Below are 24,232 nucleotides of genomic sequence, written 5' to 3'. Positions count from 1 at the left end.
CGCCCCAGCCGGACGCGTCGCCCTTCCGCCGAGCCGAGCCGTCCTGGCCGGAGGCGAAGCCGCGAGCGACACCCCGCCGTATGGCAATGTGGGGACATGTGCGGTAGATACGCCTCGGCGCGCAAGAAGCACGAGCTGCTGGAGGAGTTCCAGGTCGAGCTCGACGGCGAGCCCGACAAGGAGCTGGGAGCCGACTTCAACGTCGCCCCCACCAAGAACGTCTACGCGGTCATGAGCCGGTCCTCCAAGGAGGACGAGCACGCGGTCCGGCAGCTCAGGATCGTCAGGTGGGGTCTCGTGCCCGTCTGGGCCAAGGATCCGTCGATCGGCTCCCGGCTGATCAACGCCAGGGCCGAGACGCTGGCCGAGAAGCCGTCGTTCCGGCAGGCGTTCGCCAAGCGCAGATGCCTGATCCCGGCCGACGGCTACTTCGAGTGGATGGCCGTCGAGGGCGAGAAGAAGAAGCAGCCGTACTTCATCCACCCGGCCGACGGCGGCGTGCTGGCCATGGCGGGCCTGTACGAGTTCTGGAAGGACCGCACCCGCGACGACGACGACCCGCTCAAGTGGCTGGTGACCTGCACGGTCATCACCACGGACGCCGAGGACCAGCTCGGCCGCATCCACGACAGGATGCCCATGATGATCGAGCGCGACCGCTGGGCCGACTGGCTCGACCCGGCCCTCACCGACACCGAGCGCGCCTCACGACTCCTGGTGCCCGCGGAGGCCGGGAGGCTGGCGGCATATCCCGTTTCTACTGATGTCAATAATGTCCGGAACAATGGGCCGGATCTCATCAAACCACTCCCCGACGAGGAGGAAGCCGGCCTTTTCTAAAGGTGTAAGAAGCATGGTAAGTGGGCATTCGGTGAGGAAAGCGATGCGACCGTTCACTCGGTGTCACCGCCACGACATGCCCCTAATTGCGCCGGGCGGGACAACCGGGGAGTCCTAGCCGCGGGCTTCCCCCTTTTCACCCGGAGGTGCGGATTCGTGGACGTCACGACCGCTCGTCAGCGGCTCGAAGACATGCTCGCGGAGCTGGACCGCTCGATCGGGGTCCTCCAGGGCGACCCCGTCGCGATCCGTGAGCACTCGGCGGCCGACGCGGGCTCCGACCTCACCGACGCCGACCGCGCGCAGGCCATGCTCACCGTGGCGACCGCGCAACGCCGCGCGGTGACCGAGGCGATCAGACGCCTGGACGAAGGCGCGTACGGCAGGTGCGTCGACTGCGACCAGCCGGTGCCCGAGGGCCGGCTGGAGGCTCGCCCGGAGGCCGCCCGCTGCGTGCCGTGCCAGGGAAGACGCGAACGCCGCCGCTGACCCACGGAGGAACCGGAGGCCGCCGGACGAGGAGGACGGCGGCCCTGGGAACGGCCGGCGGCCCCCGGAAACCTACCCGCGGCCCGCGGCCGGCGGCCCCCGGAAACCTACCCGCGGCCCGCGGCCGGCGGCCCCCGGAAACCTACCCGCGGCCCCCGGAAACCGGCCGGCGGGTCAGTCAGCTCTTGCGGGCGCTGGCCACCAGGTGGATGCCCACCGTGTCGTCGTCGTCGGGATGGGCGTCGAGCTCGGTGCGCACGAGCCAGGTCAGGGCCCGCCCGTCGGACCCGAGCACGTGGTCCACCGTGGACGGCGACAACACCGTGCGCGGCCGCATCCACTCCACCTCCAGCCCGGCCCCCATCAGCAGCTCGCGGAGCTGGCCGCTGCTGAAGCAGCGCGTGATGCTGCCGTCGGGCCAGGGCACCAGCATGACCTCGCCGGTCTGCCGCAGGTGCTGCCACTGCTCCTGCTCGGCCAGGATCGCCATGCCGAGCACCAGCGAGTCGACGCACACCAGCGCTCGCCCGCCCGGACGCAGCACCCTGGCCACGTCGCTCATCGCCGACTCGGCCATGAGCTCGATCGACATCGCGCGTTCCTCGGCGACCACCGCGTCGACGCTCTCATCGGGAAGGAACGCCAGATCATCGGCGCGTACGTGCCGAACCCGGTCGGCGTCCCGCAAACGGGACTGCGCGTCCACGGTCCGGCGGAAGTCGAGCACCTCGATCACCCGGTGTCCCGCCCTCGCGGCCTGGCCGGACCAGCGTCCGCGGCCGCCGGACAGATCGAGGATCACCGACGGTTCGCCGGGGAGCCAGCGGTTCAGTTGCTCGGCGGCGACGGCGCGGTAGAAGGTCCAGTACGGCCCGAGCGTCCCAGAGCCGTTCAGTTCCTCGGCCGGAATGGGCAGCACACGCGACTCCTGAGTTCCGGAAAAAGGGCTACCAGCCGGTACGTATGGACGTTCCCCGCACCGGGTCCTCTGTACCTTCTATCTTGCGGGAACAGACAAGGGCGCGGGCGTGTTGCGACGAGCATGCTCACATTGGAAAGACCGCGCCCCGATGACCAGGAGGTCATCGGCCAGCGGGTATTCTCCCCTGAGTACGGTGTACCGCCACAGCCGGCCACCGGTGATCTTAGGGGGGTGGGTCCGGTGCCCGCGACAGGCGCGGAGACTCTGGAGCAGCGCAGCGAGCGGTTCGAGCGCGACGTCATGCCGTATCTCGAACAGCTCTACTCCGCCGCGCTCCGGATGACCCGGAATCCAGCGGACGCGGAGGACCTGCTTCAGGAGACCTTCGCCAAGGCGTTCGCGTCGTTCCACCAGTTCCAGGAGGGCACGAACCTCAAGGCGTGGCTCTACCGGATCCTGACGAACACGTTCATCAACAGCTACCGCAAGAAGCAGCGTGAGCCCAAGCAGTCCGGCACCGAGGAGATCGAGGACTGGCAGCTCGCGCGCGCCGAGTCCCACACCTCGAGCGGGCTGAAGTCGGCCGAGGTCGAGGCGCTGGAGCACCTCCCCGACGGCGACATCAAGCAGGCGCTCGCGGCGCTGCCGGAAGAGTTCAGGATCGCCGTCTACCTCGCCGACGTCGAAGGCTTCCCCTACAAGGAGATCGCCGACATCATGGGCACTCCCATCGGCACCGTGATGTCCAGGCTGCATCGGGGACGCAGGCAGCTCCGGGGCCTCCTTGAGGACTACGCCCGCGAGCGCGGCCTGGTCCCCTCGGAGGGATCGAAATGAGCTGTGGCAACCCGCACGACACCGACTGTCGCGAGGTGCTGGACAAGGTCTACGCCTATCTCGACGGCGAGCTGACCGACGGTGACGTCTCCGACATCCGCGTGCATCTCGACGAGTGCAGCCCGTGCCTGAAGGAGTACGACCTCGACAAGGCGGTCAAGGCGCTCGTGGCCAAGCACTGCGGCTGCGACCCCGTCCCCGCCGATCTGCGTTCCAAGGTGCTGGCGCGGATCGAGCAGGTGAGGTCGGAGCTGGCCGACTAGGATTCACGCCATGCGCGTCCTAGTCACCGGTGGTGCCGGTTTCATCGGGTCGAATCTCGTCGACCGCCTGCTCGCGGACGGACACGAGGTCGTCGCCGTAGACGACCTGTCCTCCGGCAGCAGGGACAACCTGGTCAACGCCGCCGAGAGCGACCGTTTCAGCCTGCACGTCCTCGACGTGCGCGACCCGGCGATCATCGGGCTGGCGGCCGAGCTGCGGCCCGAGGTCATCTGCCACCTGGCCGCCCAGATCAGCGTACGCAGGAGCGTCGCCGACCCCGTCCACGACGCCCGGCTCAACGTCGAGGGCACCGCGTCGGTGCTGACGGCGGCCAAGGAGGGCACCACGCGCAAGGTGGTGTTCGCCTCGTCGGTCGCGGTCTACGGCCGGCCCGCCACGATCCCCGTGCCCGGCGACGCGCCCACCGACCCGCGTTCGCCGTACGCGGCCTCCAAGCTGAGCGCCGAGATCTACCTGGCGACCTTCCGCGCCCTGTACGGCCTGGAGTACACCACGCTGGTGCTCTCCAACGTCTACGGCCCGCGCCAGTCGCCCGACGGCGAGGCCGGCGTCGTGTCGATCTTCACCGACGCCCTGCTCAACGGCACCCCCACCGTCCTCTACGGCGACGGCACCCAGACCCGCGACTACGTCTACGTCGACGACGTGGTCGACGGCTTCGTCCGGGCCTGCGGCAGCGAGGGCAACGGCCGCCGCTTCAACCTCGGCACCGGCATCCAGACCACCGACAGGCGCCTGCACTCGCTGATCGCCGACGCGGCCGGGGCCCAGGACAAGCCGGGCTTCGCGCAGCCGCGCGTCGGCGACCTGCCGGCGATGGCCGTCGATCCGGTGCCCGCCCACGAGGGGTTGCGCTGGGAGCCGCGCACCGACCTGCCGACCGGCGTGAAGAGCACCGTGGCCTGGGCGCGGAGTCGCGCCAGGTAGTTGCTTGATTACACTTTGCTTGCGATTTCCCGCTCGACCCGTACGGTGACGTCCTGTTCTGTAGCGTGAGCTCCAGAAGTCGACGTGGAGGCATGTGGGATGTTGAAGGACAGGTTCACCCGGTCGCTCGCCGCCGTCATCGTGTTCACCTCGATGGTGGCCCTGGCCGGCATCGGCGCGCTTCCGCCAGGGGTTTCCTGGACCTGACCGCCGTAGGGGGCCGCAATGCGTGACCTGCCCTGGCCCGCGAGGGTCTACCTGGTCGCCGTGATCGCGGCGGCGGCCGCGCTCATCGGGCACAGCGCGATCGTCTCCGGCCCGCTCGTGGCGCCGGAGAAACTCGACATCCTGCTGGTGCTCGGGCTGCTCTTCCTGGTGTGCGAGTCGATGCCGACGCTGCTCAACGTGGAGCAGTTCGCGGTGTCGGTGAGCTTCTCGGCGTCGCTGGCCGCGGTGGTGCTGATCGGGCCGGAGGGCGCGGCGCTGGTGGGGCTCACCGCCGCGGTCAGCGTGCGCCCGGGGCTGCCGCTGATCAAGCGGCTGTTCAACGGCGCGCAGTTCGCCGTCTGCGGCTACGCCTCCGGCTGGGTCTACGAGTGGCTGCACGGCGCGGTCGGGGTGCCGCGGGTCAACGAGTTCGACAGCCTCATCGGCCCCTACGCCGCCGCGACCGCCGTGTTCGTGCCGCTCAACATCGTGCTCACGCTGACCATGATCAGCCTGGCGACCAGCGTGCGGGCCACGGAGGTGCCGCTGCGCGGCATGGTCCAGTTCCTGCTGTCCTATCTCGGTTACGGCACGTTCGGGCTGCTGGTGGCCGGGTTGTGGGCGACCGTGCAGTCGATCTCGGCGGTGCTGGTGCTGATGCCGCTGTTCGTGGCCCGGTGGGCGTTCGGCCAGTACCACGCCCAGCAGCGCTCCTACGACGCCACCATCGCCGCGCTGTGCCAGGCCGTCGAGACCAAGGACTACTACACCCGGGGCCACTGCACGCGCGTCTCGCTCGCCTCCAGCATGATCGCCGAGGAGATCGGCATGCGGCTCGAACGCCTGCGCGCCATCCGCTACGCCGGCATGCTCCACGACGTCGGCAAGCTGGGCGTGCCCACGAAGGTGCTGCAGAAGGACGGCCCGCTCACCGAGGGGGAGCTCGCCGCGATCCAGCTCCATCCGATGCGCGGGCTGGAGATCGTCCGCGGCATCGGCTTCCTCGACGAGGCCTACGCCGGGATCATGCACCACCACGAGCGTCACGACGGCACCGGCTACCCGATGGGCCTGGCCGGCGACGAGATCCCCGAGTTCGCCAAGGTGATCGCGGTGGCCGACGCGTTCGACTCGATGACCTCCGACCGTTCCTACCGGGGGGCGCGCCCGGTCGAGGTGGCCGTGGAGGAGCTGCGCAAGTGCTCCGGCACGCACTTCGACCCGGTCATGGTGGCCGCGTTCATCCGGGCGCTGGAACGCAATCCCTGGCAGCCGCCGCGCCGGGTCGAGGCGCCGCCGCCCGACGCCGCCGAGGCGACGATCAAGGACCACGACGACCCGACGATGCCGATCCAGGTCGTGAGCGGGCCATGACCACCACAGAGCGCGTCCGGCGCGCCGACCGGGCACCGGCCACCGTCCTGCGCCGGCTCGACTCCGGCCAGTTGTTGCTGATCTGCGCGGCCGGGCTGGTCGCCGTCGCGGGCGTGGCGCACACGGCGGCCGTGGGGCTCGACCGTCCCGAGATCGCCATCGGGTTCGGCGCGTTGATCGCGGTCGGCGAGCTGGCCCGGCTGACCATGCCGGGCAACAGGGAGGTCGCGCCCATCGGCGCCGCCGCGGCGCTCGGCTACACCCTGCTGCTCGACCTCAGCCAGAACCAGTTGCGCCACTCCGCGCTGCAGGTCGTCGCCGTGATCGCGGCCGGGATGATCGCGGGCGCGCTGCCCCACCTGGCCGTCGGCCGGCCGCCGCGGCTCGACGCGATGGCCCGCCGCCTGCTCACCGGCGCGCTGCTGGCCTTCGCCTTCCGCCCGCTGGCCGACCCGCTCTACCAGCTCACCAAGCCGCCGCCGGGCGCCCACACCTGGTGGCCGGCGCTCGTGGTGATGGTCTCGCTGATCACGGTGACGCTGCTGGTCGACGTGCTGATCGCGGCGCTGCTGCGGGCCGAGCGGCTGCGCACGGCGTTCCGGGTGGCGGTGCGCGACGAGATCAACATGGCGTTCCCGCTGGGCGCCGCGGTGGCCGCCTCCGGCGTGCTGCTCGCGCTCGCCACGCACAGCATGGATCTGGTGGCGTTGCTGGTGTTCGCCGCGCCGCTGCTGGTCACGCAGGTGGCCTTCCGCAAGTACGCCGGCATCCGCGCCACCTACCTGCAGACCGTCCGCGCCCTGTCGCGGGTCACCGAGGTCGGCGGCTACGTCGAGCCAGGCCACTCGCGCCGGGTGTCCCGGCTGGCCGTGGCGGTCGGCCGGGAGCTGGGCATGGCCGAGCCCGAGCTGCTGGAGCTGGAGTACGCGGCCCTCATGCACGACATCGGCCAGCTCTCGCTGCGCGACCCCATCCCGGGCGGCGCCACCGTGCTGGCCGATCCGGAGCAGGCGCGGCGCATCGCCGAGCTGGGGGCCGAGGTGATCAGGCAGACGGGCGTGCTCGACCGGGTGGCCGAGGTGGTCCGGAGGCAGTGCGACGAGATCGCCGACGACCCGCCGCTGTCCAGCCGGATCATCAGGGTCGCCAACGCCTACGACGACCTGGTGGGGCCGTCCACCGATCGCGACCGGTCGGGGGCGGCCCTGGAGCGCATCGGGCTCACGGCGGGCAGCGCGTACGACGCCGCCGCGCTCGACGCCCTGACCCGGGTGGTCGGCAGAGGCCGCGTGTAGCCGATTGCCCGCCTTTGTGGGGTTCCTACAGATCATTCTCCGCTGATCGGTACTTCACGGGAAAAGGGACGAGCCGACGCCGGTCATAGGGTTGTCCGCGTGACTGCTGAGACGCTCGGACCCGTTCTGATCGCCAACCGGGGGGAGACCGCCCGGCGGATCATCCGTACGGTCAGGCGCATGGGCCTGCGTGCCGTCGCCGTGCACTCCGAGGCCGACGCCGGGCTGCCGTTCGTGCGCGAGGCCGACGAGGCGGTGCTGATCGGCCCGGCCGACCCCGCGCAGAGCTATCTCGACCCCGCCCGGGTGCTGGACGCGGCCCGCGCCACGGGAGCGGGAGCGGTTCATCCCGGTTACGGCTTCCTGTCGGAGAACGCCGCCTTCGCGCGGGCGGTGATCGAGGCCGGGCTCGTGTGGATCGGGCCGTCGCCGGAGTCCATCGACCGCATGGGCGACAAGATCAACGCCAGGAACCTCATGGAGCAGGCGGGCGTGCCCGTCGCCGCGGGGGCGACGCGCTGGCCGGGCCCGCGGTCCTGCTGGAGCGCTACGTCGAACGTGCCCGCCACGTCGAGGTGCAGATCCTCGGCCTGCCCGACGGCCGGGTGCTGGCCCTGGGCGAGCGCGACTGCTCGGTGCAGCGCCGCCACCAGAAGGTCGTCGAGGAGTCGCCGTCCCCCGGCATCGGGCCCGAGCTGCGCGAACGCATGCTGGCCGCGGCCGTGCGGGCCGGCGAGGCCGTCGGCTATCTCGGCGCGGGCACGGTCGAGTGCCTGGTCGACGCCGACGCCCAGGACTTCGTGTTCCTGGAGATGAACACCAGGCTGCAGGTCGAGCACCCGGTCACCGAGCTGGTCACCGGCCTCGACCTGGTGGAACTGCAGCTCCGCGTGGCCGCCGGGGAGAGCCCGGAGATCACGGTGGCGCCGCAGGGGCACGCGATCGAGTTCCGGGTCTACGCCGAGGACCCCAAGCGTTTCCTGCCCGGTCCCGGCCGGATCACCACCTGGGACGAGCCCACCGGCGCCGGCATCCGCGTCGACTCCGGCTACGCGGCGGGCGACACGGTGACCATGTTCTACGACCCGCTGATGCCAAGCTGTGCGTGCTCGGGGCCGACCGGACCGAGGCGCTGGAGCTGGGCCGCAAGGCGGTCGCGGAGTTCACCGTCGAGGGGTCGAGGAACAATCTGCCCTTCTGCGCCGAGCTGCTGGAGAACCCGGCATTCGTCGCGGGAGACTACGACACGGGTCTGGTCGGGCGAATGCGGGCCTGACCCGGTCGACATTGTCAGTGACGTCGGAAGAGGAGAGCGCCGGTGGCCGAGGTACGCGCCGAGATGGTGGCGAACGTGTGGAAAGTCGTCGTCCGGGAGGGCGAGGCGGTCTCCGAGGGGGACACGCTGGTCATCCTTGAGTCGATGAAGATGGAGATCCCCGTGCTCGCCGAGGACGCGGGCGTGGTGTCGCAGCTCAAGGTGGCCGAGGGCGACGTGATCCAGGAGGGCGACCTGATCGCCGTCATCGACTGAGGCGGGCCAGGAACCTGGCGCGGTCGACGACCGTCCGCTCGACCGTGCCGCGGCCCACGAGTGTGCCCTGCCGGTCGCGGGCCTCGAAGGCGAAGACCAGGCGCCGGCCGTCGACGGCGGTGAGCTCGGCGGTGAGCTGGACGTGGTCGCCGACGGCGCTGGCGGCCAGGTGTTCGAGCTCGACCCGGGTGCCGACGGACGTCTCGCCCTCGGCCAGGTGCGGGCGCACGGCCTCGACGGTGGCCCGTTCGGCCAGCGCGAGCAGCCTGGGCGTGGCCAGCACGGGCACGTCGCCGCTGCCGGCTCGCTCGGCTGTGTCGGATCTCTCGACCATGGTGAGCAGTTGCGAGCGGAGGCCAGGTGAGAGCGTCATGGGGGTCAGCCTACCGAGGGCGGTTCTGATCTCCTGGAAACGCGGACAACACCGCCCATAAGGCTCCAGGATAGGGTTTGTACGGCTTGCGGCATATGAGTGGCATATGGGGCTCCTGAGACAGGTACACTCTCGGAGTTTCCGTGACCACTGTGTTACCTCACCGCGACAAAAGTTCGCTTTGTTGGAGAACCGCGGGGTGGGCGAGGTTACCGATGTAGGGGGGTAGCGGGGGAGTCATGGTGGCCCAAGGCACGACGCTGGCGGGGCGGTATCGACTGGATACCCGCATCGGCGCCGGCGGCATGGGCGAGGTGTGGCGAGGCGAGGACATCGTGCTCGCCCGCACCGTCGCCGTCAAGGTGCTGCTCCCAGGCCGCATGGATGATCGGGGGTTCGTCGCCAGGTTCCAGGGGGAAGCCAGGGCGATGGCCACGATCAACCATTCCGGCGTGGTCGACGTCTACGACTACGGGGTGAGCGGCGACACCGTCTACCTCGTGATGAAGTTCGTGGACGGGGAGCCGCTCGACCGGCTGCTGGCCCGGCTCGGCCGGATCCCGCCGCAGGCGGCCATGGAGCTCATCGCGCAGGCCGCCTCGGCCCTGCAGGCGGTGCACGACCAGGGAATCGTGCACCGCGACGTGAAACCGGGCAACCTGCTCGTCCAGCGCGACGGCACGCTGGTGCTCACCGACTTCGGCATCGCCCGTTCCGACCTGGCCAACCGGCTGACCGACGCCGGCATGGTGCTCGGCACGGCCGCCTACTGCGCGCCCGAGCAGGCCGAGGGCGCGCCCGTCACCCCGGCCGTGGACATCTACGCGCTCGGCGTGGTCGCCTACGAATGCCTGGTGGGACAGCGGCCGTTCGACGGTGACAGCGCGGTCACGATCGCGCTCAAGCACATCCGCGAGGCCCCGCCGCCGCTGCCCGCCGACATCCCGCCGCAGATCCGGACGCTGGTGGAGGTGGCGCTGTCGAAGGACCCCGCCCGGCGTTTCCCGACGGCGAAGGCCATGAGCGAGGCGGCCCGCGCGGCCGGTCAGGGCCAGGCGATCACGCCGGTGGCCGAGATCGCGCCGCCGGCCACGGGCGCCACGATGGCCGCGCCGCCCGAGTCGTACCAGACCGGCGCCTACCAGGCGGGCCACTCGCAGCCGACGGGCGCCTACCAGGCGGGCCACTCCCAGCCGACGGGCGCCCACCAGCCGGGCCAGCCGCCCGCCTACCCGGGAGGGCAGCCGCCGGCCGGAGCCGGCGGATTCCAGACCGGGGCGCACCTGCCGGCCTCGGCGGAGGAGACCACCGCCGCCGTCGGCGAGCGCCGGCCGGGCGGCCGCCGCGCCGCCAAGGCGCCGCGCAGGACCGGCCTGGTCGTCGGCCTCGCGGTCGCGGTGGTGCTCGGCGTGGGGGCGGGGGCGGTCGCGCTGACGGGCATGGTGCCCGGCGCGCCGACGCCGACCGTCACGGCTACCCACGACGGCAACAGCGACGACATCCCCGGCCCGACGAAGACCGGTTCCAAGAAGCCCAAGCCTTCGACGACGCCTCCCACGAAGCCGCCCACGACGCCCACCACCAAGCCGCCCACGCGCGTCGAGACCGAGGAGCCGACGGAGACCGAGGAGCCGACGACCACGCCCACCACCACCCCGACCACCACGAAGGGACCGACCAAGTCGCCGTCGAGCACGCCGACGCCGACGGTCAAGAACATCACGGTGCCCAAGGTCGCCGGGCAGCCCTTCCTCAAGGGGCAGGAGATGGTCGAGGCTGCGGGGCTGCAGGTGCGCGTCCGCGACTCGTCCGTGACCACCGACGACCCCGCCTGCCGCAGGATCACCAAGACGGTGCCGGCCGGCGGCACGGTCGTCCCGGAGACGAAGGTGGTCACGCTCTACGTCATCGACGGCATCTGCACGACGCCGTCGCCGTCGCCGTCCCCCACGGCGACGCCGAAGTCGTAGGGGGTCAGATCCCCGTGGTGTTGCGGGGATAGGCGACCTGCGGGTCGGTGGCGATGTTCACCATGTACGGGATGCCGGAGTCGAACGCCCTGCGCAGCGCCGGCCCGATCTCCGACGGCTTGGTGACCAGCTCGCCGCCGCCGCCCAGCGCGGTCACGACCTGGTCGTAGCGGCACTGCGGCTGGAGGTCGGCGGCCACGTCGTAGCCGTACAGGAACCGCATGGGGTGCTTCTCCAGGCCCCACATGCCGTTGTTGCCGCAGATCATGACGACCGGCAGCCGGTGGCGGACGAGGGTGTCGACGTCCATCAGGGAGAAGCCGGCGGCGCCGTCGCCGAGCAGGAGCACGACCTGCGAGGACGGGCGGGCCAGGCGGGCGGCGATGGAGTAGCCGAGCCCGGTGCCGAGGCACCCGTACGGGCCGGGGTCGAGCCAGTTGCCCGGCTGCTTCGGCTCGACGTACTTGCCGGCGTAGGAGACGAAGTCGCCGCCGTCGCCGATCACCACGGCGTCGTCGGCCAGGACCTTGCCCAGCTCGCCGTAGATGCGCATGGGGTGGATCGGGTCGGTGTCGGCGGCCAGCAGCTCGGCGTCGTCCTCGATCGCCGCGGCGGCGGCCTCGGCCAGCGTGGAGGCCCAGGAGGCGTACGAGCTGGGCTTGACGCCCGCGTCGCCGCAGGCCGTGCCGAGGCTCCACAACACCACCGACAGGTCGCCCGCGGCCTTGGCGGCGGGCTGCATGTGGGTGGCGAGCTGCGAGGGCGCGTCGGCGATGTGCACGACGCGGGCCAGGGGCGCGCCGTCCTTGCCGCCGAACCCGCCGTAGCCGAGCCGGAAGTCGAGCGGGGCGCCGATCACGATGACCAGGTCGGCCTGGGAGAAGGCCACGCCGCGGGCGCGGGTGACGAGCAGCTCGTGCCCGGCGGGCAGGATGCCGCGGCCCTGGCCGTTGGGGATGACCGGCAGCCGCCAGGTCTCGGCGAAGTCGCGCGCGGCCTCCTCGGCCCGGTCCATCCACACGTCGGAGCCGTAGACCAGCACCGGGCGCTCGGCTTCGGACAGCAGCCGGGCGATGGCGGCCAGGTCGGCGGGGTCGGGCTCCAGCGGCGAGGGCGACTGCGTGTGCACCTCGTGGGCGGGCGAGGGGGCGAACAGGTGGTCCATGTAGAAGTCGAGGAAGACCGGGCCGCGCTGGGGCGCGACGGCGGTGCGGAAGGCCGACTCGACGTCCTGGCCGATCGAGTCGGCGCCGGAGGCGGTGAACGACAGCTTGGTGATCGGGCCGAGCAGCGGCGGGTGGTCCATCTCCTGGAGGGCGCCGCTGCCCCAGCGCGACTGCGGCGCGCGGCCGCCCATGACGACCACCGGAGAGCCGTTGAAGTGCGCGGTCGCGATGCCGCTGACGCCGTTGGTGATGCCGGGCCCGGCGGTCAGCACGGCCAGGCCGGGCTTCCTGGTCAGCCGGGCCGTCGCCTCGGCGGCGAAGACCGCGCTCTGTTCGTGGCGCACGTCGAGGATGCGCATGCCCTCGTGGACCGCGCCGTCGTACAGCGGGAAGACGTGGCCTCCCGAGAGGGTGAACATGGTCTCGACGCCGTAGGCCTTGGACACGGCGACGGCGACGTCACCGGCGTGCTTCGCAGACTCCATGCCGGGAACTTACCAACCAGTGATAAGAGTAAACAGATCTCAAGAGTTGTGTCCGGCCGCGTCCTAGCCCTGTCCACAGCAGACGCGGACCGAGCCCAGCGGCGCCCGCGCCTCGATCTTCCGCGGCGCGCCCTTCACCGCGTCGACCTCCACCTCGGTACGGCGGCCCTCGGTCGTCACGTCGTAGGTCTCCGGCGGCAGCCGCAGCTCGACGTCGCCGGTGGCCCGCGCGACGGCCCTGACCGTGAGCGGCGGGTTGGCGAAGTCGAGCCGTACGTCGCCCGAGCCGGTCTCGACGTCGGCCTGGCCGCCGAGCATCGCGTCGCCGGAGACGGACCCGGAACCGGACCTGGCCCAGACCTCGCCGGTGACCCCCTCGGCCCGCACGTTCCCCGACACGGTCGTCAGCCGCACGGCGCCGACCACGCTGTGGACCCCGAGGTCGCCGACGGTCGTCCGGGCCTCGACCCCGGTCTCGAAGGGCACCAGCAGCGTGTAGTCCGCCCGGCACACCGGACCGTCCGGCCGGGGTGCGGTGCCGCACCGGATGTCCAGCCGCAGGGTGTCGCCGTTCCAGTCCTCGGTGATCACCGGCCGGTCGATCGAGGTCCAGTTCACGGACCGGGAGATCGTCAGCTCTCCCGCGGGGCCCGGCACGATCTCGACGTTCACCTCGCCGCTGCCCGTGGTGACCTTCAGCGTGTCCAGCGCGAACGGGACCGTCCTGGCCCGCGTCTCCTGCGGCGCGGTGGCGCGGGCGAACCCGTTCCAGACCAGCAGCACGGACAGCAGCAGGGCGGTCACCGTCGCCACGGTTCCCGCCGTCAGCCAGATGGCCCTCACGGCATGCTCCTGATCTTGAGGAACTGCAGGACGGCGAGGACCCGGCGGTGATCGCCCTCCGCGGGGGACAGGTCGAGCTTGGTGAAGATGTTGCCGATGTGCTTGCCCACGGCCCCCTCGCTGAGCACGAGGGCCTGGCCGATGCCGGCGTTCGAGCGGCCCTCGGCCATGAGCTTGAGCACCTCGTGCTCGCGGGGTGTCAGCCGTTCCAGCGGGTCGCTGTCGCCGCGCAGCAGGAGCTGGGCGACGACCTCGGGGTCGAGAGCGGTGCCGCCGCCGGCGACCCGGCGCAGGGCGTCGATGAACTCGGCCACGTCGGCCACCCGGTCCTTGAGCAGGTAGCCGACGCCGCCGGCCGCCGTGGACAGCAGGCGGGCGGCGTAACGTTCCTCGACGTACTGGGAGAGCACCAGCACGGCCAGGCCGGGATGCTGGCGGCGCAGCACGAGAGCGGCGCGCAGCCCCTCGTCGGTGTGCGTGGGCGGCATCCGGACGTCGGTGATCACCAGCTCCGGCCGGTGCTCCTCGACGGCCCGCAGCAGGCCCTCGGCCTCGTCCACGGCCGCCACCACCCGCATGCCGGACGCGTCGAGCAGCCTGATCAGCCCCTCGCGCAGCAGGACGGAGTCCTCGGCCAGCACTACTCGCACGGCAGCTCCACCTCGATCGTGGTCGGCCCGCCGAACGGGCTGGACAGGCGCAGCGTCCCGTCCACGGAGTCGATGCGCTGGGCCAGGCCGCGCAGGCCGGTGCCGCCGTCCAGCCGGGCGCCGCCGCAGCCGTCGTCGTGGACGAGCACGTGCAGGCGGTCGCGCTCGCGCCGGACCGTCACCTCGGCCCTGGTCGCGGCGGCGTGTTTGGCGATGTTGGTCAGTGCTTCGGACACGATGAAGAAGGCCACCGCCTCGATGGTCGGGGAGGCGCGCCGGTCGATGTCGACGCGCAGGCGTACGGGGAGAGGGGCGCGGGCCGCGACGCCGGACAGCGCCGCGTCGAGCCCCTGGTCGTTGAGCACGGCCGGATGCAGACCGCGGACGAAGTCGCGCAGCTCCTTGAGCGCCTGCTTGGCCTCCTCGTGGGCCCGCTCGATCGCCTCACGGGCGGGCTCGGGCAGGTCGGTGAGGGTGGCCCTGGCCAGGCCGAGGTTCATGGCGAGCGAGACCAGGCGCTGCTGGGCGCCGTCGTGCAGGTCGCGCTCGATCCTGCGGCGCTCGGCGTCGGCGGCGTCGATCACGCCGGCCCGGCTCTCGGTCAGCGTCTCGATGCGCTGCCCCAGCTCGGTGCGGCTGGGCCCGAGCAGCGTGCGCGCCACCGACAGGTCGAGCGCCGCCATGCCCCTGGCCAGGACCGGAGCGAGCAGCAGCAGCGCCAGGCCGGTCGCCGTGGAGATCCCCACGATGACCGGATCGCGCAGATCGACGAGGAACACCAGCGGCGGCGCCTGCACCCGCGGCGGCACGAACGACAGCAGCCCCACCACGGCCCCGCCCCACGCCAGCGCGACGAGGAAGGCCGCCGCCGCGCCCACGAAGGGCGACAGCAGGTGGTAGGCGATCTGCCGCCAGGTGGCCGCCCTGCGCCAGCCGGTCGGCGCCACCGGGGGCGGGATGCGGACGTCGAGGAAGGCCGCGAACCTGGATCGCTGCACCCGGGTGAACACCGGGACGCCGCGCCGCAGCAGCGGCGGGGCCACGGCCAGCAGCAGCGTGAGCCCGCCGAGCACCACGGCGACCGGCAGCCCGGTCATCACGTGGGACGTGTCGAGCCAGGCACGCGCCGACCAGGGACGGGGGACTTTCATGCGTCAAAGGTATTGACCCACCAGACCCCTACGAAATGGGCCTGGTGTGCCGGTGGACGGTAGAGCTAACCCCACCCTCGAACAATTGCCGCGCACCGAACATCTCACTCCCCAACAGACCAAGGGGAGGTTCGGATGTTCGCAGCAGGGGTCGCCGCGCTGGCGGCCGCGTCCACGGTCCTGGGCGGGTTACCGCACGGCATGTTGTTCCTGGAGAAGCACCCGCCCGCCAAGCAGTGGGAGACCTACACCGTCAAGAACTCCGCCACGCTGCCGCTCCAGCTCGACCCGTGCCTGTCGCACCGGCGGCGGGACGGCGGCCGGCTGATGGCGCGGGCCGTCCTGTACTCCAGCGAGGACGAGATGAAGTACGAGCAGCTCGTCGTCTACCGGAGCGTCCGGCACGCCAAGGCCGCCATGCGCGTCCTGCGCGCGGACCTGCGGCGCTGCGCCGACGTGGGCAAGGGCGTCAACCGCCACCGCTACTTCACCAAGCCCCTGGAGGTGGGCGACGACGGCCTGCGCGCCGGCGGCCGGTTCTTCGAGAGCGGCGAGCACGCGGTCGCGGTCAGGCGCGGCGCGGCCCTCTACATCGCCGGCGAGTCGGCCTGGCCCACGAAGAGCCTGCCGCTCAGAGGATTCCGGGGTCTGATCGACCAGGCGCGCCGGATGACCGTCAAGGTCTGCCGCCTGCCCGAGGCCGCCTGCTAGAGCACCCCCACCCGCCGCTTGAAGGCGGACGGGTCGAAGGAACCGCCCAGCGTGGCGCCCAGCCCCTCGCGCGCCAGCTGGGCGAACGCCTCGCGGCCGAGTCGCCCGGCCCCTTCGGGCAGCACTCCCGCCAGCGGCCGCGCGGCCAGCATCTCCAGGTCGGCGACGTTGCTCCGCTCGATGATCCCGGTCTCCCGCGGCCAGCGCCCGATCACCACGCCCGCCGGGTCGAGCCCCCGGTGCGCCAGCGCCTCCAGGGTCAGCGCCGTGTGGTTGAGCGCCCCGATCCCGGCCCCCGCCACGACCAGCACCTGCGCGCCCACCAGTCGGGCCAGGTCGGCGATCGTCGCGCCGTCCTCGTCGAAGCGCACGAGCAGGCCGCCGGTGCCCTCCACGACGACCAGCCGGTTGCTCTCGGCCAGCTCCTCGACGAACCGGGCGGCGGCCGGCAGCGACACCGGCGGCACCCCGGCCACCCGCGCGGCGGCGGCCGGCGAGAGCGGCTCGCCGAAGCGCGCCAGCTCGAACGTGGTGCTCACCCCGGAGAGCCGGATCACCTCGTCGAGGTCGCGCCCGTCGCCGGTCTGCGCCGGCTTCACCACGGCGACGGACGCCCCCCGCTCCCTGGCCAGGGCGGCCACCGCGGACGTCACGACGGTCTTGCCCACGCCGAAGTCGGTGCCGGACACGACGAGAACGCTCATCGTCCCAGCCTAGAAGCCGCCGCCCGCCATCCCGGTCAGGGACGCCGCAGGCGCGTGACGAACTTGTACCGGTCGCCGCGGTAGAGGGACTGCGCCCACTCCACCGGGTGGCCGTCGGCGTCGAAGGCGTGGCGGGTCAGCAGCAGCATCGGCAGGCCGACGTCCACGCCCAGGGCCTTGGCGTCGTACGGGGTGGCGAGCACGGTCTCGATGATCTCCTCGGCGTCCGTGAGCCGTACGTTGTAGGCGTTGTGCAGCGTCTCGTACAGGGAGGCGTGCACCTCCAGCTCCCGCCGCAGGCGGGGGAAGCGCCGCGCGGACAGGTGGGTGGTGTCGATCGAGACCGGCTCGCCGTTGGCCAGCCGGAGCCGGTGGATGCGCAGCACCCGGCCGCCGGGGTTGATGGCCAGCCGCCGCGCCAGGGCCTCGTCCGCGGTGATGTAGCCGATCTCCAGGATCTTCGTGTCCGGCTCCAGGCCGGCCGTGCGCAGGTCGCCGATGTAGGAGGTGAGCTGGAGCACCTGCGCCACCTTCGGCTGGGCCACGAACGTGCCCTTGCCCTGGATGCGCAGCAGCCTGCCCTCCACGACCAGCTCGGTCAGCGCCTGGCGGACGGTGGTGCGCGAGGTCTCGAACCGCACGGCCAGCGTGCGCTCGGGAGGCAGGGCGGTGCCCGCGGGCAGGCTCTTGGTGAGCTCCAGAAGACTGCGTTTCACGTCGTAGTACTTGGGAACGCGGGGGCCGTCGTCGGTCACGCTCTCACCTTCACTTCTGGCACGGCGGTGAGGGCGTGTCTGATCACCGCGAGATCATCGGAACTCATATCGGCCCGAGCGGTCAACCACCTGGGAGGACGGCATATCCGCACGGAGCGCGCACACCGCCAAGTACGCGCGAATCCGGGCAGCTCAGACTGATTGTGAAGGATATCCACAGCTGCGTGCGCGATCGCAACCGAGGCCGGTGTCAGGCCCGCGTCGTCGAGGAGCCACCCGCCCGTGTCGATCACCTCCGGCAATGCCCGTGAAGCCCCGTCATGGGGATCGGGCGATCCCGCCGTGTGACGGTTCTCACAGTACGAGATTCCCCGAAAGTCGCGCCGGGTGCACGGCGACGCACCCGTGCCGCCCGCCCGTGGCGTCTTCACCGGGCAGGAGCTGCGCATTCGATCAGGGGGTCGGTTTGGCTGTTGGCGGCGAAAGCACGCATGATGCACTCGTGCCGACTCTCAGCGACCTCGTCGCCCGCCACACCGCACTCGACGAGGCGGACCTCGACTGGCTGCACTCGCTGGTCTCCGACTGGCAGCTGCTGGCCGACCTGTCCTTCGCCGACCTCATCCTGTGGGCGCCGCTGCTCGGTGAGAACGGCTGGATCGCCATCGCCCAGATGCGCCCCACCACCGGCCCCACCGTCTACCACGACGACATCGTCGGCAGCGTGGCCGCCAAGGGCGAGCGCCACCTCATCGACACCGCCTGGAACGAGCGCCGCATCTGCCGCGAGGGCGATCCCGACTGGTCCACGGGTGTCCCGGTGCGCGAGGAGACGATCCCGGTGCGCCGGGCGGTCGACAACGGCGAGGGCCGCTTCCTCGGGGTGATCCAGCGCTCCACGAACCTGTCCTCGGCGCGCACCCCGTCCCGGCTGGAGCTGACCTACCTGCAGAGCGCGTCGGACCTGGCGCAGATGGTGGCCGAGGGGCGTTTCCCGTTCTCGGGGGAGGAGCCGATCCTGGTGCGCTCGCCGCGCGTCGGCGACGGTCTGCTGCGGCTCGACCGGGCCGGGCGGGTCACGTACGCCTCGCCCAACGCGTTGTCGGCCTACCGGCGGCTGGGCCTGCACGCCGACCTGGTCGGCGCCGAGCTGGGCCGGGTGACGGCGACGCTGTGCTACTCCGACGAGCCGATCAACGAAGACCTGATGATCGTGGCCAGCGGGCGGGCGGCCAAGGAGACCGAGGTCGAGTCGGGCGGCACGATCGTGCAGCTCAGAGCCATCCCGCTGATCGTCGGCGGCGGTCGCATCGGCGCGCTCGTCCTCATAAGGGACGTCACCGAGCTGCGGCGGCGCGAGCGCGAGCTGATGACCAAGGACGCCACGATCCGCGAGATCCACCACCGCGTGAAGAACAACCTCCAGACGGTCGCCGCGCTGCTGCGGCTCCAGGCGCGGCGCCTGCAGGTGCCCGAGGGCCGCGAGGCGCTGGAGGAGGCCGTACGCCGCGTCGGCTCGATCGCCATCGTGCACGAGACGCTGTCGCACGCGCCGGAGGAGTTCGTCGACTTCGACGAGATCGCCGACCGGGTGATCGCGATGGCGGGCGAGGTGTCGGCGGCCGAGGCGGCGGTCACGCCGCGCCGGGTGGGCGCGTTCGGCGTGCTGCCCTCGCTCATCGCCACGCCGCTGGCCATGGCGCTGACCGAGCTGCTGCAGAACGCGTTGCAGCACGGGCGTCCCAAGCGGATGGAGGTGCTGGTCGAGCCCGCCCCCGACCGGCTGAACGTCACCGTCTGGGACGACGGGCGCGGCCTTCCCGCGGACTTCGACCTCGACAAGTCCACCAGTCTGGGGCTGCAGATCGTCCGCACGCTGGTGGAGGGGGAGCTGTCGGGCAAGCTGACGATCGAGCCGCGGGAGGGCGGCGGCACGCACGTCGGGTTGTCGATCCCGTTGCCGTCCGCCTGAAGAGTCCGCCGGGCCGGGCGACCGTCGTCGAGGGCGGCGCCCGGTCCGTGCGAGCCTGGCCGCCGCGTGCGCGACGCGACGGGGTCTTGGCGGAAACGTCGATCACGCCAAGCTGGGCGGCTCCTGCGGGGAAAGCAGGGTCGATCGGAGGTGGATCAGACGGGGCAGATCAGGTGAGGCAGATCAGGCTGGGCAGATCAGGCCGAGGCGCGGGCGCGGGCGCGGGCGGTGCGGCGCTTGAGGGCGCGGCGCTCGTCCTCGCTCAGACCGCCCCAGACGCCGGCGTCCTGTCCGGACTCCAGCGCCCACTTCAGGCAGGCGTCGACGGCCGGGCAGGACCGGCAGACCTGCTTGGCCTCTTCGATCTGCATCAGGGCAGGGCCGGTGTTGCCGATCGGGAAGAACAGCTCGGGGTCCACGTCACGGCAGGCAGCTCGGTGGCGCCAGTCCATGCGTCCACTCCTTAGTAGATGGAACCTTTGGTCGGCTCCGTGCGGCTACTACTTTGTGAAGAGTTTCACTAACTCGCGCGAACAATTACCCGGATCCAGGTGTTGGACCGGGGTTGTCCGCCTGACGGCCGGAGGGCCTTGGGGTTGTTAAAGGTCCTACGTTCCGACGTCAGTCTTGAGCCTTCCAGCCACGCAGAGTGCACGCAAGGGGGTTGGGGCGAAGTTTTGGCGGTTATGGATGTCGGATGCGTCACACAATGACCGAATGTAACCAGCTAGACCAGAACTTGTAACGCGTTCGGGGTAGACCGGAACGTTACGGATTCGCGTTCGCCCAGGTAGTCCCCGTCCAGCTGGAAGGCCACGGGACGGTCGGCGGCGAGGGTGAACTCGGCCTCGTCATGCAGCTGGACGAGGTGTTTGCCGGACGGGACGGCGTCACTCTCCGTGAGGATCTGCCGGATCAGCCCGGCGATCTGGACGGGCCCCATCCGCCTCAGCCCGAGCAGGTCGAGCCCGGTCTCGAAGCTCGCCCACGGCGTCGGCGTCACCGGCTTGGCCCCCAGGTACGTCCACGGCGAGGTGTTGGAGATGATCGCCATGAACACGCCGTCGGCCGCGGGGATGCCCGGCCCGGTCAGGGTCATCGGAGCGTGCCGCTTGTCCGTGGCCAGATAGTGCCGCAGAGCGGTGTTCACATACCGGGCGGGAGTGGCCTTCCTCCCGGTGCCGCGCAGGCCCTCCACAGCCCGTACGACCTCGGCGTCGTACCCCATGCCCGCGCAGAACGTGAAGTACCGGCTCTCTCCCTCCCAGAGCGCGTGGCCCAGGCCCACGGTCCGGCGCCGGCCCTCTCTCAGCGCCTCCAGGACCGCGCCGGTGGCCTCGACCGGGTCGTTCGGCAGCCCGAGGGAACGGGCGAACACGTTCGCGCTGCCGCCGGGGATCACGATGAGGCCGGGACGGCCGGAGCTCGGATCGTCGGCCGGCGGGACGTCGTGGCCGTCGACCGGGTTGAGCAGGCCGTTGACGGTTTCGTTGATCGTGCCGTCGCCGCCGAGCACCGCGACCACGTCGAAGCCCTTGGCGCGGGCCGTGGCCGCCAGCGTCGCGGCGTGCCCCCGGTAGCCGGTCTCCTCCACCGACAGCTCCACGGCCGCGCCCAGCGCGCGGATCAACACGTCCCTCGTGCGGGCGTTGGTGGTGGTGGCCTTGGGATTGACCAGCAACATTGCGCGCATATCGCCAGCGTAGTCGCTGATCGCCCACTCGCTCGGGGTGGGGGAACATCCCCGGCGGGACCGGACCCGGGGGCGGATAGGGTTTGGCTGTGTCGAAGCGTCCGTGGACTTTGCTCGTCGCCGCCGTCGTCGTGGCCCTGGAGGGGCTCATCGCGCTCGGGCTCGGGATCTACGTCGCGGTGGAGACGGTGGTGAGCACCCCTGACAGTCTCACCACGGCCATCGCGGAGTCGGCCTTCGGGCTGCTGATCGGGGCCGGGCTGCTCTGGGTCGCCTGGGGCGGCCTGCTGCGGGCGGAGCGGTGGGGGAGGTCGCCCGGCGTGGTGACGCAGATCTTCCTGCTGCCCGTCGGGGGCACGCTCATCCAGTCAGGTCAGCCGCTGATCGGCGTGCCGCTGATCGTGCTGGCCCTGACCGGGCTGGGAGCGCTGTTCGCGCCCCCCACCACCCATGCGCTCTACGGGGACGGTTAGTCCTCCGCGGTCAGCCCCTCGCGCAACTGGGCGAGGGTACGGGCCAGCAACCGGGACACGTGCATCTGCGAGATGCCGAGCTCGGTCGCGATCTGCGACTGCGTCATGTTCCCGAAGAACCGCAGCAGCAGGATGCGCTTCTCGCGCGGCGGCAGCCGTTCGAGCAGCGGCTTGAGCGACTCGCGGTACTCGACGCCCTCCAGCGACTCGTCCACGATGCCCAGCGAGTCGGACACCGCGGGGGCGTCGTCGTCGCCGGAGTCGGGCGCGTCGAGGGACACCGTGGAGTAGGCGTTGGCCGACTCCAGGCCCTCCAGCACCTCCTCCTCGGTCATCTTGAGGTAGGCGGCCAGCTCGGCGACCGTGGGCGCGCGGCCCTCGCGCTGCGACAGGTCGCTGATCGCCTTGGTCAGCGAGAGCTTCAGCTCCTGCAGGCGGCGCGGCACCCGGACCGCCCAGCCCTTGTCGCGGAAGTGCCGCTTGATCTCGCCGACGATGGTGGGCGTGGCGTAGGTGGAGAACTCCACCCCGCGCTTGAGATCGAACCGGTCGATCGACTTGATCAGGCCGATCGTGGCGACCTGGGTGAGGTCGTCGAGCCACTCGCCGCGGTTGCGGAAGCGGCGGGCCAGGTATTCGACCAGCGGAAGGTGAAGCTCGACCAGCTCGTCCCTGATGCGCTGGCGTCGCGGTTCCTCGGGACCCAGCTCGGCCAGCTCGGCGAAGAGCAAGCGGGCGCGAACCCTGTCGGGCACGGCGTGTTCGCTGGTGGCCATGGCTCCAGTCCTTTCCGTCACGCCGGCCTCGCTGCGCCTCGGCGCTTACGCAGGACGATCGCCATGCGGTCGGGGGAGTCGGTCACGGCGTCGACGTCGTCGGCCAGGGCGGTCAGCACCATCCAGGCGAAGTCGTCGCGCTTGGGGGCGGAGCTGCCGACGGTGGCCACCTCGACGCTGACCTTCATCACGTCGCCGGTCAGCTCGAACTCGGCGGTCAGGTCGGTGCCCGGAACCGCCTCGCTCAGCAACATGGCACACGCCTCGTCGACCGCGATGCGCAGATCTTCGATCTCGTCCAGGGTGAAGTCAAGCCGGGCGGCCAGGCCGGCGGTGGCCGTGCGCAGCACCGACAGGTAAGCACTCGCGGCGGGGAGCCTGATGCTCACCACGTCGCGGATGCCCGCTACACCCTCCGCACGCGTCTCGGTTTCCTCGGTCACGTTCCTCCTCGCGTTTCCGACGCCAACTGCAACTTACCGCCCCCGGGAGGTCCTTGGCGGATTCAGACTCGCCATCAACGGAAAAGGCTCTGTGCGGTCTGGACCGCACAGAGCCTTTTATGCCGTTTAGGCGGCCTTGGTCTCCCAGAAGATCTTGGAGATCTCGTCGATCTTGGCCAGGAGCTCGTCGGCCTTGCCGCCGTCGACGGTGCCCTTGGCGGCCGCGGCGCCCGCCAGCTTGGTGGCCTCCCAGAAGAGCTGGTGCAGCTGGGGGTACTGCTCCAGGTGCGGCGGCTTGAAGTAGTCGGTCCAGAGCACCCACAGGTGGTGCTTGACCAGCTCGGCCCGCTGCTCCTTGATGATGAGCGCGCGGGTGCGGAAGACCGGGTCGTCGCTGGCCTCGTACTTCTCCATGATCGCCTTGACCGACTCGGCCTCGATCCGGGCCTGGGCGGGGTCGTAGACCCCACAGGGCAGGTCGCAGTGGGCGGAAGCGACATGCTTGGGTCGTAGCAGTCGTGCGAGCATCAGAAAGTCCTTCCTTGATGCTGAATCAGCTTGGTCCACAACCGACCTTACTCGGGTCCCAACGCCTGTGGAGTAGGGGGTCTCTGCCCATGAGAGTGCGTGTCGAGGGCGATTCGATGCGTCCGGCGCTGGTCCCCGGCGACTGGCTCCTCGTCCGCCGGGGGGCCGCCGTCCATCCGGGTGACCTCGTCGTGGCCCGGCTGCCCGGCGACCCCGATCAGCTCATCGTGAAACGCGCCCAGTGGCACGGCGAGGGCGGCTGGTGGCTGGAGAGCGACAACCAGCGCGCCGGCGGGCGCCGCGACAGCTGGGACTTCGGGCCGGTCGAGGAGATCGTCGGGCGCGTCGTGCTGCGCTACTGGCCGCTGGTGCGCCGCAGGTGACCCCTCAGAGGCCCTCTCAGCCTTCCTGGGCGCTCCTGCGGCGCCGGTAGGCCGCCACGTTGGCGCGCGTGGCGCAGCGGGGGGAGCAGTAGCGGCGGGAGCGGTTGGAGGAGGTGTCGAGGAAGGCGCGGGCGCAGCGCGGCTCGTGGCAGCGGCCCAGCCGGTCGGCGCCCACCTCGGCGACGACGGCCGCCAGGCCCATCACCGCGCTGGCGGCGGAGTCCTCGGCCAGGTGGAGGTGCCAGCCCTGGCCGTCGTGGTCCGACAGCCGCGGGTGCACCGGATAGCGCACGAGCAGGGCGTTGAGACGCTCGGCCACCGCGCGCGCGTCGCCCGCGACGTCGAACACGGCGGCCAGCTCGGCGCGCAGGGCGGTCAGCTCCGGGGGAGGGGCGGGATCGTTGATCAGTCGGACCGCCCACTCTGCGTAAGAGGTCAGGTCCATGCGGGAGTATTACACGAGTCGCCGGGCCCCCGGCACCTCCGGG

General features: G+C 71.3%; 27 protein-coding genes and 2 pseudogenes. 15 read left to right on the top strand and 14 right to left on the bottom strand.

From position 1 onward, the window contains the following. Positions 1-96 precede the first annotated feature (96 nt). Positions 97-840, top strand: a complete 744-nt coding sequence (locus tag AB0C33_RS18340) for an SOS response-associated peptidase (RefSeq protein WP_358289013.1) — start codon at positions 97-99, stop codon at positions 838-840. Positions 841-996: 156 nt separating this feature from the next. After that, positions 997-1,329 carry a TraR/DksA C4-type zinc finger protein gene (locus tag AB0C33_RS18335; RefSeq protein ID WP_358289010.1) on the top strand — a complete coding sequence of 111 codons (333 nt, stop codon included), beginning with the start codon at positions 997-999 and terminating at the stop codon, positions 1,327-1,329. A 178-nt stretch (positions 1,330-1,507) separates the two neighbouring features. On the opposite strand, the gene AB0C33_RS18330 is transcribed toward AB0C33_RS18335, so the two are convergent. Beyond that, the gene (locus AB0C33_RS18330; protein ID WP_352322877.1) at positions 1,508-2,248 is read right to left on the bottom strand and encodes a methyltransferase domain-containing protein; all 741 of its coding nucleotides are present in this window, start codon (positions 2,246-2,248) and stop codon (positions 1,508-1,510) included. Positions 2,249-2,482: 234 nt separating this feature from the next. Here AB0C33_RS18330 and AB0C33_RS18325 point away from each other — a divergent pair, with 234 nt between their 5' ends. The 8 genes and pseudogenes from AB0C33_RS18325 (at position 2,483) to AB0C33_RS18290 (ending at position 8,707) form a co-directional block, all read left to right on the top strand. Then, a complete protein-coding gene (locus AB0C33_RS18325) occupies positions 2,483-3,088 on the top strand; it encodes a sigma-70 family RNA polymerase sigma factor (protein WP_125648071.1) in 606 nt (201 codons plus the stop codon). After that, a complete protein-coding gene (gene rsrA / locus AB0C33_RS18320) occupies positions 3,085-3,351 on the top strand; it encodes a mycothiol system anti-sigma-R factor (protein ID WP_352322878.1) in 267 nt (88 codons plus the stop codon). Before AB0C33_RS18325 ends, rsrA begins: the two co-directional genes overlap by 4 nt. Before the next feature lie 10 nt (positions 3,352-3,361). Beyond that, positions 3,362-4,300 carry an NAD-dependent epimerase/dehydratase family protein gene (locus tag AB0C33_RS18315; RefSeq protein ID WP_358289007.1) on the top strand — a complete coding sequence of 313 codons (939 nt, stop codon included), beginning with the start codon at positions 3,362-3,364 and terminating at the stop codon, positions 4,298-4,300. 225 nt (positions 4,301-4,525) lie between these two features. Further along, complete coding sequence (locus AB0C33_RS18310; RefSeq protein WP_358289004.1) at positions 4,526-5,881, top strand: HD-GYP domain-containing protein; 1,356 nt, start codon at positions 4,526-4,528, stop codon at positions 5,879-5,881. Then, positions 5,878-7,176 carry an HD domain-containing phosphohydrolase gene (locus AB0C33_RS18305; RefSeq protein ID WP_352366063.1) on the top strand — a complete coding sequence of 433 codons (1,299 nt, stop codon included), beginning with the start codon at positions 5,878-5,880 and terminating at the stop codon, positions 7,174-7,176. Before AB0C33_RS18310 ends, AB0C33_RS18305 begins: the two co-directional genes overlap by 4 nt. A gap of 180 nt (positions 7,177-7,356) precedes the next feature. Then, a pseudogene (locus AB0C33_RS18300) lies at positions 7,357-7,557 on the top strand (biotin carboxylase N-terminal domain-containing protein); the annotation flags it as partial. Between the two features lie 32 nt (positions 7,558-7,589). Next, a pseudogene (locus AB0C33_RS18295) lies at positions 7,590-8,452 on the top strand (hypothetical protein). Positions 8,453-8,494: 42 nt separating this feature from the next. Continuing rightward, on the top strand, positions 8,495-8,707 hold the full coding sequence (locus tag AB0C33_RS18290; protein WP_358289001.1) for a biotin/lipoyl-binding carrier protein: 213 nt from the start codon (positions 8,495-8,497) through the stop codon (positions 8,705-8,707). On the opposite strand, the gene AB0C33_RS18285 is transcribed toward AB0C33_RS18290, so the two are convergent. After that, on the bottom strand, positions 8,697-9,080 hold the full coding sequence (locus AB0C33_RS18285; RefSeq protein WP_358288998.1) for a thioesterase family protein: 384 nt from the start codon (positions 9,078-9,080) through the stop codon (positions 8,697-8,699). The genes AB0C33_RS18290 and AB0C33_RS18285 overlap by 11 nt on opposite strands. A 239-nt stretch (positions 9,081-9,319) precedes the next feature. Between AB0C33_RS18285 and AB0C33_RS18280 the strand changes: the two genes are divergently transcribed. Then, positions 9,320-11,050, top strand: coding sequence for a serine/threonine protein kinase (locus tag AB0C33_RS18280; protein ID WP_358288995.1), 1,731 nt, complete (start codon positions 9,320-9,322; stop codon positions 11,048-11,050). 4 nt (positions 11,051-11,054) lie between these two features. Here AB0C33_RS18280 and AB0C33_RS18275 read toward each other — a convergent pair whose 3' ends face one another. The 4 genes from AB0C33_RS18275 to AB0C33_RS18260 form a co-directional block, all read right to left on the bottom strand. After that, a complete protein-coding gene (locus AB0C33_RS18275; RefSeq protein WP_358288993.1) occupies positions 11,055-12,701 on the bottom strand; it encodes an acetolactate synthase in 1,647 nt (548 codons plus the stop codon). 63 nt (positions 12,702-12,764) lie between these two features. Next, positions 12,765-13,544: a DUF4097 family beta strand repeat-containing protein gene (locus tag AB0C33_RS18270; protein ID WP_358288990.1), complete on the bottom strand. Its 780-nt coding sequence runs from the start codon at positions 13,542-13,544 to the stop codon at positions 12,765-12,767. Beyond that, the gene (locus tag AB0C33_RS18265; RefSeq protein WP_352366075.1) at positions 13,541-14,194 is read right to left on the bottom strand and encodes a response regulator transcription factor; all 654 of its coding nucleotides are present in this window, start codon (positions 14,192-14,194) and stop codon (positions 13,541-13,543) included. The genes AB0C33_RS18270 and AB0C33_RS18265 overlap by 4 nt, the downstream gene beginning before the upstream one ends. Next, positions 14,185-15,345: a histidine kinase gene (locus AB0C33_RS18260; RefSeq protein WP_358288986.1), complete on the bottom strand. Its 1,161-nt coding sequence runs from the start codon at positions 15,343-15,345 to the stop codon at positions 14,185-14,187. The genes AB0C33_RS18265 and AB0C33_RS18260 overlap by 10 nt, the downstream gene beginning before the upstream one ends. 135 nt (positions 15,346-15,480) lie before the next feature. On the opposite strand from AB0C33_RS18260, the gene AB0C33_RS18255 reads away from it, so the two are divergent. Beyond that, complete coding sequence (locus AB0C33_RS18255; RefSeq protein WP_358288983.1) at positions 15,481-16,056, top strand: hypothetical protein; 576 nt, start codon at positions 15,481-15,483, stop codon at positions 16,054-16,056. Here the strand turns inward: AB0C33_RS18255 and bioD are convergent. Then, a complete protein-coding gene (bioD, locus tag AB0C33_RS18250; RefSeq protein ID WP_358288980.1) occupies positions 16,053-16,760 on the bottom strand; it encodes a dethiobiotin synthase in 708 nt (235 codons plus the stop codon). The genes AB0C33_RS18255 and bioD overlap by 4 nt on opposite strands. A 35-nt stretch (positions 16,761-16,795) precedes the next feature. Then, positions 16,796-17,515 (bottom strand): GntR family transcriptional regulator, encoded by a 720-nt coding sequence (locus AB0C33_RS18245; RefSeq protein WP_125648113.1) that lies wholly within the window; start codon positions 17,513-17,515, stop codon positions 16,796-16,798. A gap of 463 nt (positions 17,516-17,978) precedes the next feature. On the opposite strand from AB0C33_RS18245, the gene AB0C33_RS18240 reads away from it, so the two are divergent. Continuing rightward, positions 17,979-19,448, top strand: a complete 1,470-nt coding sequence (locus AB0C33_RS18240; RefSeq protein ID WP_357985039.1) for a histidine kinase N-terminal domain-containing protein — start codon at positions 17,979-17,981, stop codon at positions 19,446-19,448. A 197-nt stretch (positions 19,449-19,645) separates the two neighbouring features. Here AB0C33_RS18240 and AB0C33_RS18235 read toward each other — a convergent pair whose 3' ends face one another. Next, on the bottom strand, positions 19,646-19,900 hold the full coding sequence (locus AB0C33_RS18235) for a WhiB family transcriptional regulator (RefSeq protein ID WP_113705541.1): 255 nt from the start codon (positions 19,898-19,900) through the stop codon (positions 19,646-19,648). A gap of 275 nt (positions 19,901-20,175) precedes the next feature. Beyond that, a complete protein-coding gene (locus AB0C33_RS18230; RefSeq protein ID WP_358288977.1) occupies positions 20,176-21,141 on the bottom strand; it encodes a diacylglycerol kinase family protein in 966 nt (321 codons plus the stop codon). A gap of 89 nt (positions 21,142-21,230) precedes the next feature. Between AB0C33_RS18230 and AB0C33_RS18225 the strand changes: the two genes are divergently transcribed. Beyond that, the gene (locus AB0C33_RS18225) at positions 21,231-21,614 is read left to right on the top strand and encodes a hypothetical protein (RefSeq protein WP_358288974.1); all 384 of its coding nucleotides are present in this window, start codon (positions 21,231-21,233) and stop codon (positions 21,612-21,614) included. Here AB0C33_RS18225 and AB0C33_RS18220 read toward each other — a convergent pair. The 3 genes from AB0C33_RS18220 to sodN all read right to left on the bottom strand — a co-directional run bounded on the left by AB0C33_RS18220 (position 21,611) and on the right by sodN (position 23,361). Further along, positions 21,611-22,390 (bottom strand): RNA polymerase sigma factor SigF, encoded by a 780-nt coding sequence (locus tag AB0C33_RS18220; protein ID WP_352352343.1) that lies wholly within the window; start codon positions 22,388-22,390, stop codon positions 21,611-21,613. The two genes, AB0C33_RS18225 and AB0C33_RS18220, sit on opposite strands and share 4 nt — an antisense overlap. 17 nt (positions 22,391-22,407) lie before the next feature. Then, entirely contained in the window at positions 22,408-22,833 is a 426-nt protein-coding gene (locus tag AB0C33_RS18215; protein ID WP_352352342.1) for an anti-sigma factor, read from the bottom strand. A gap of 126 nt (positions 22,834-22,959) precedes the next feature. Next, positions 22,960-23,361 carry a superoxide dismutase, Ni gene (sodN, locus tag AB0C33_RS18210; RefSeq protein WP_352331376.1) on the bottom strand — a complete coding sequence of 134 codons (402 nt, stop codon included), beginning with the start codon at positions 23,359-23,361 and terminating at the stop codon, positions 22,960-22,962. 89 nt (positions 23,362-23,450) lie between these two features. Here sodN and AB0C33_RS18205 point away from each other — a divergent pair, with 89 nt between their 5' ends. After that, complete coding sequence (locus AB0C33_RS18205; protein WP_352331378.1) at positions 23,451-23,744, top strand: S24 family peptidase; 294 nt, start codon at positions 23,451-23,453, stop codon at positions 23,742-23,744. 16 nt (positions 23,745-23,760) lie between these two features. On the opposite strand, the gene AB0C33_RS18200 is transcribed toward AB0C33_RS18205, so the two are convergent. Continuing rightward, on the bottom strand, positions 23,761-24,189 hold the full coding sequence (locus AB0C33_RS18200; RefSeq protein ID WP_352331380.1) for a CGNR zinc finger domain-containing protein: 429 nt from the start codon (positions 24,187-24,189) through the stop codon (positions 23,761-23,763). Between the last annotated feature and the right edge of the window lie 43 nt (positions 24,190-24,232).

Origin of the sequence: Nonomuraea sp. NPDC048881, assembly GCF_040649795.1 — a bacterium.
Classification (GTDB): Bacteria; Actinomycetota; Actinomycetes; order Streptosporangiales; family Streptosporangiaceae; genus Nonomuraea.
This window is presented reverse-complemented; position numbering and strand designations above follow the sequence as displayed.

Coding starts and splice junctions, on each gene's coding strand:
- AB0C33_RS18205 (WP_352331378.1), top strand. CDS start 23,451: ATGAGAGTGCGTGTCGAGGGCGATTCGATGCGTCCGGCGCTGGTCCCC.
- AB0C33_RS18285 (WP_358288998.1), bottom strand. CDS start 9,080: ATGACGCTCTCACCTGGCCTCCGCTCGCAACTGCTCACCATGGTCGAG.
- AB0C33_RS18220 (WP_352352343.1), bottom strand. CDS start 22,390: ATGGCCACCAGCGAACACGCCGTGCCCGACAGGGTTCGCGCCCGCTTG.
- AB0C33_RS18200 (WP_352331380.1), bottom strand. CDS start 24,189: ATGGACCTGACCTCTTACGCAGAGTGGGCGGTCCGACTGATCAACGAT.
- AB0C33_RS18305 (WP_352366063.1), top strand. CDS start 5,878: ATGACCACCACAGAGCGCGTCCGGCGCGCCGACCGGGCACCGGCCACC.
- sodN (WP_352331376.1), bottom strand. CDS start 23,361: ATGCTCGCACGACTGCTACGACCCAAGCATGTCGCTTCCGCCCACTGC.
- AB0C33_RS18340 (WP_358289013.1), top strand. CDS start 97: ATGTGCGGTAGATACGCCTCGGCGCGCAAGAAGCACGAGCTGCTGGAG.
- AB0C33_RS18310 (WP_358289004.1), top strand. CDS start 4,526: ATGCGTGACCTGCCCTGGCCCGCGAGGGTCTACCTGGTCGCCGTGATC.
- AB0C33_RS18280 (WP_358288995.1), top strand. CDS start 9,320: ATGGTGGCCCAAGGCACGACGCTGGCGGGGCGGTATCGACTGGATACC.
- AB0C33_RS18230 (WP_358288977.1), bottom strand. CDS start 21,141: ATGCGCGCAATGTTGCTGGTCAATCCCAAGGCCACCACCACCAACGCC.
- rsrA (WP_352322878.1), top strand. CDS start 3,085: ATGAGCTGTGGCAACCCGCACGACACCGACTGTCGCGAGGTGCTGGAC.
- AB0C33_RS18235 (WP_113705541.1), bottom strand. CDS start 19,900: ATGGACTGGCGCCACCGAGCTGCCTGCCGTGACGTGGACCCCGAGCTG.
- AB0C33_RS18260 (WP_358288986.1), bottom strand. CDS start 15,345: ATGAAAGTCCCCCGTCCCTGGTCGGCGCGTGCCTGGCTCGACACGTCC.
- AB0C33_RS18255 (WP_358288983.1), top strand. CDS start 15,481: ATGTTCGCAGCAGGGGTCGCCGCGCTGGCGGCCGCGTCCACGGTCCTG.
- AB0C33_RS18315 (WP_358289007.1), top strand. CDS start 3,362: ATGCGCGTCCTAGTCACCGGTGGTGCCGGTTTCATCGGGTCGAATCTC.
- AB0C33_RS18275 (WP_358288993.1), bottom strand. CDS start 12,701: ATGGAGTCTGCGAAGCACGCCGGTGACGTCGCCGTCGCCGTGTCCAAG.
- bioD (WP_358288980.1), bottom strand. CDS start 16,760: ATGAGCGTTCTCGTCGTGTCCGGCACCGACTTCGGCGTGGGCAAGACC.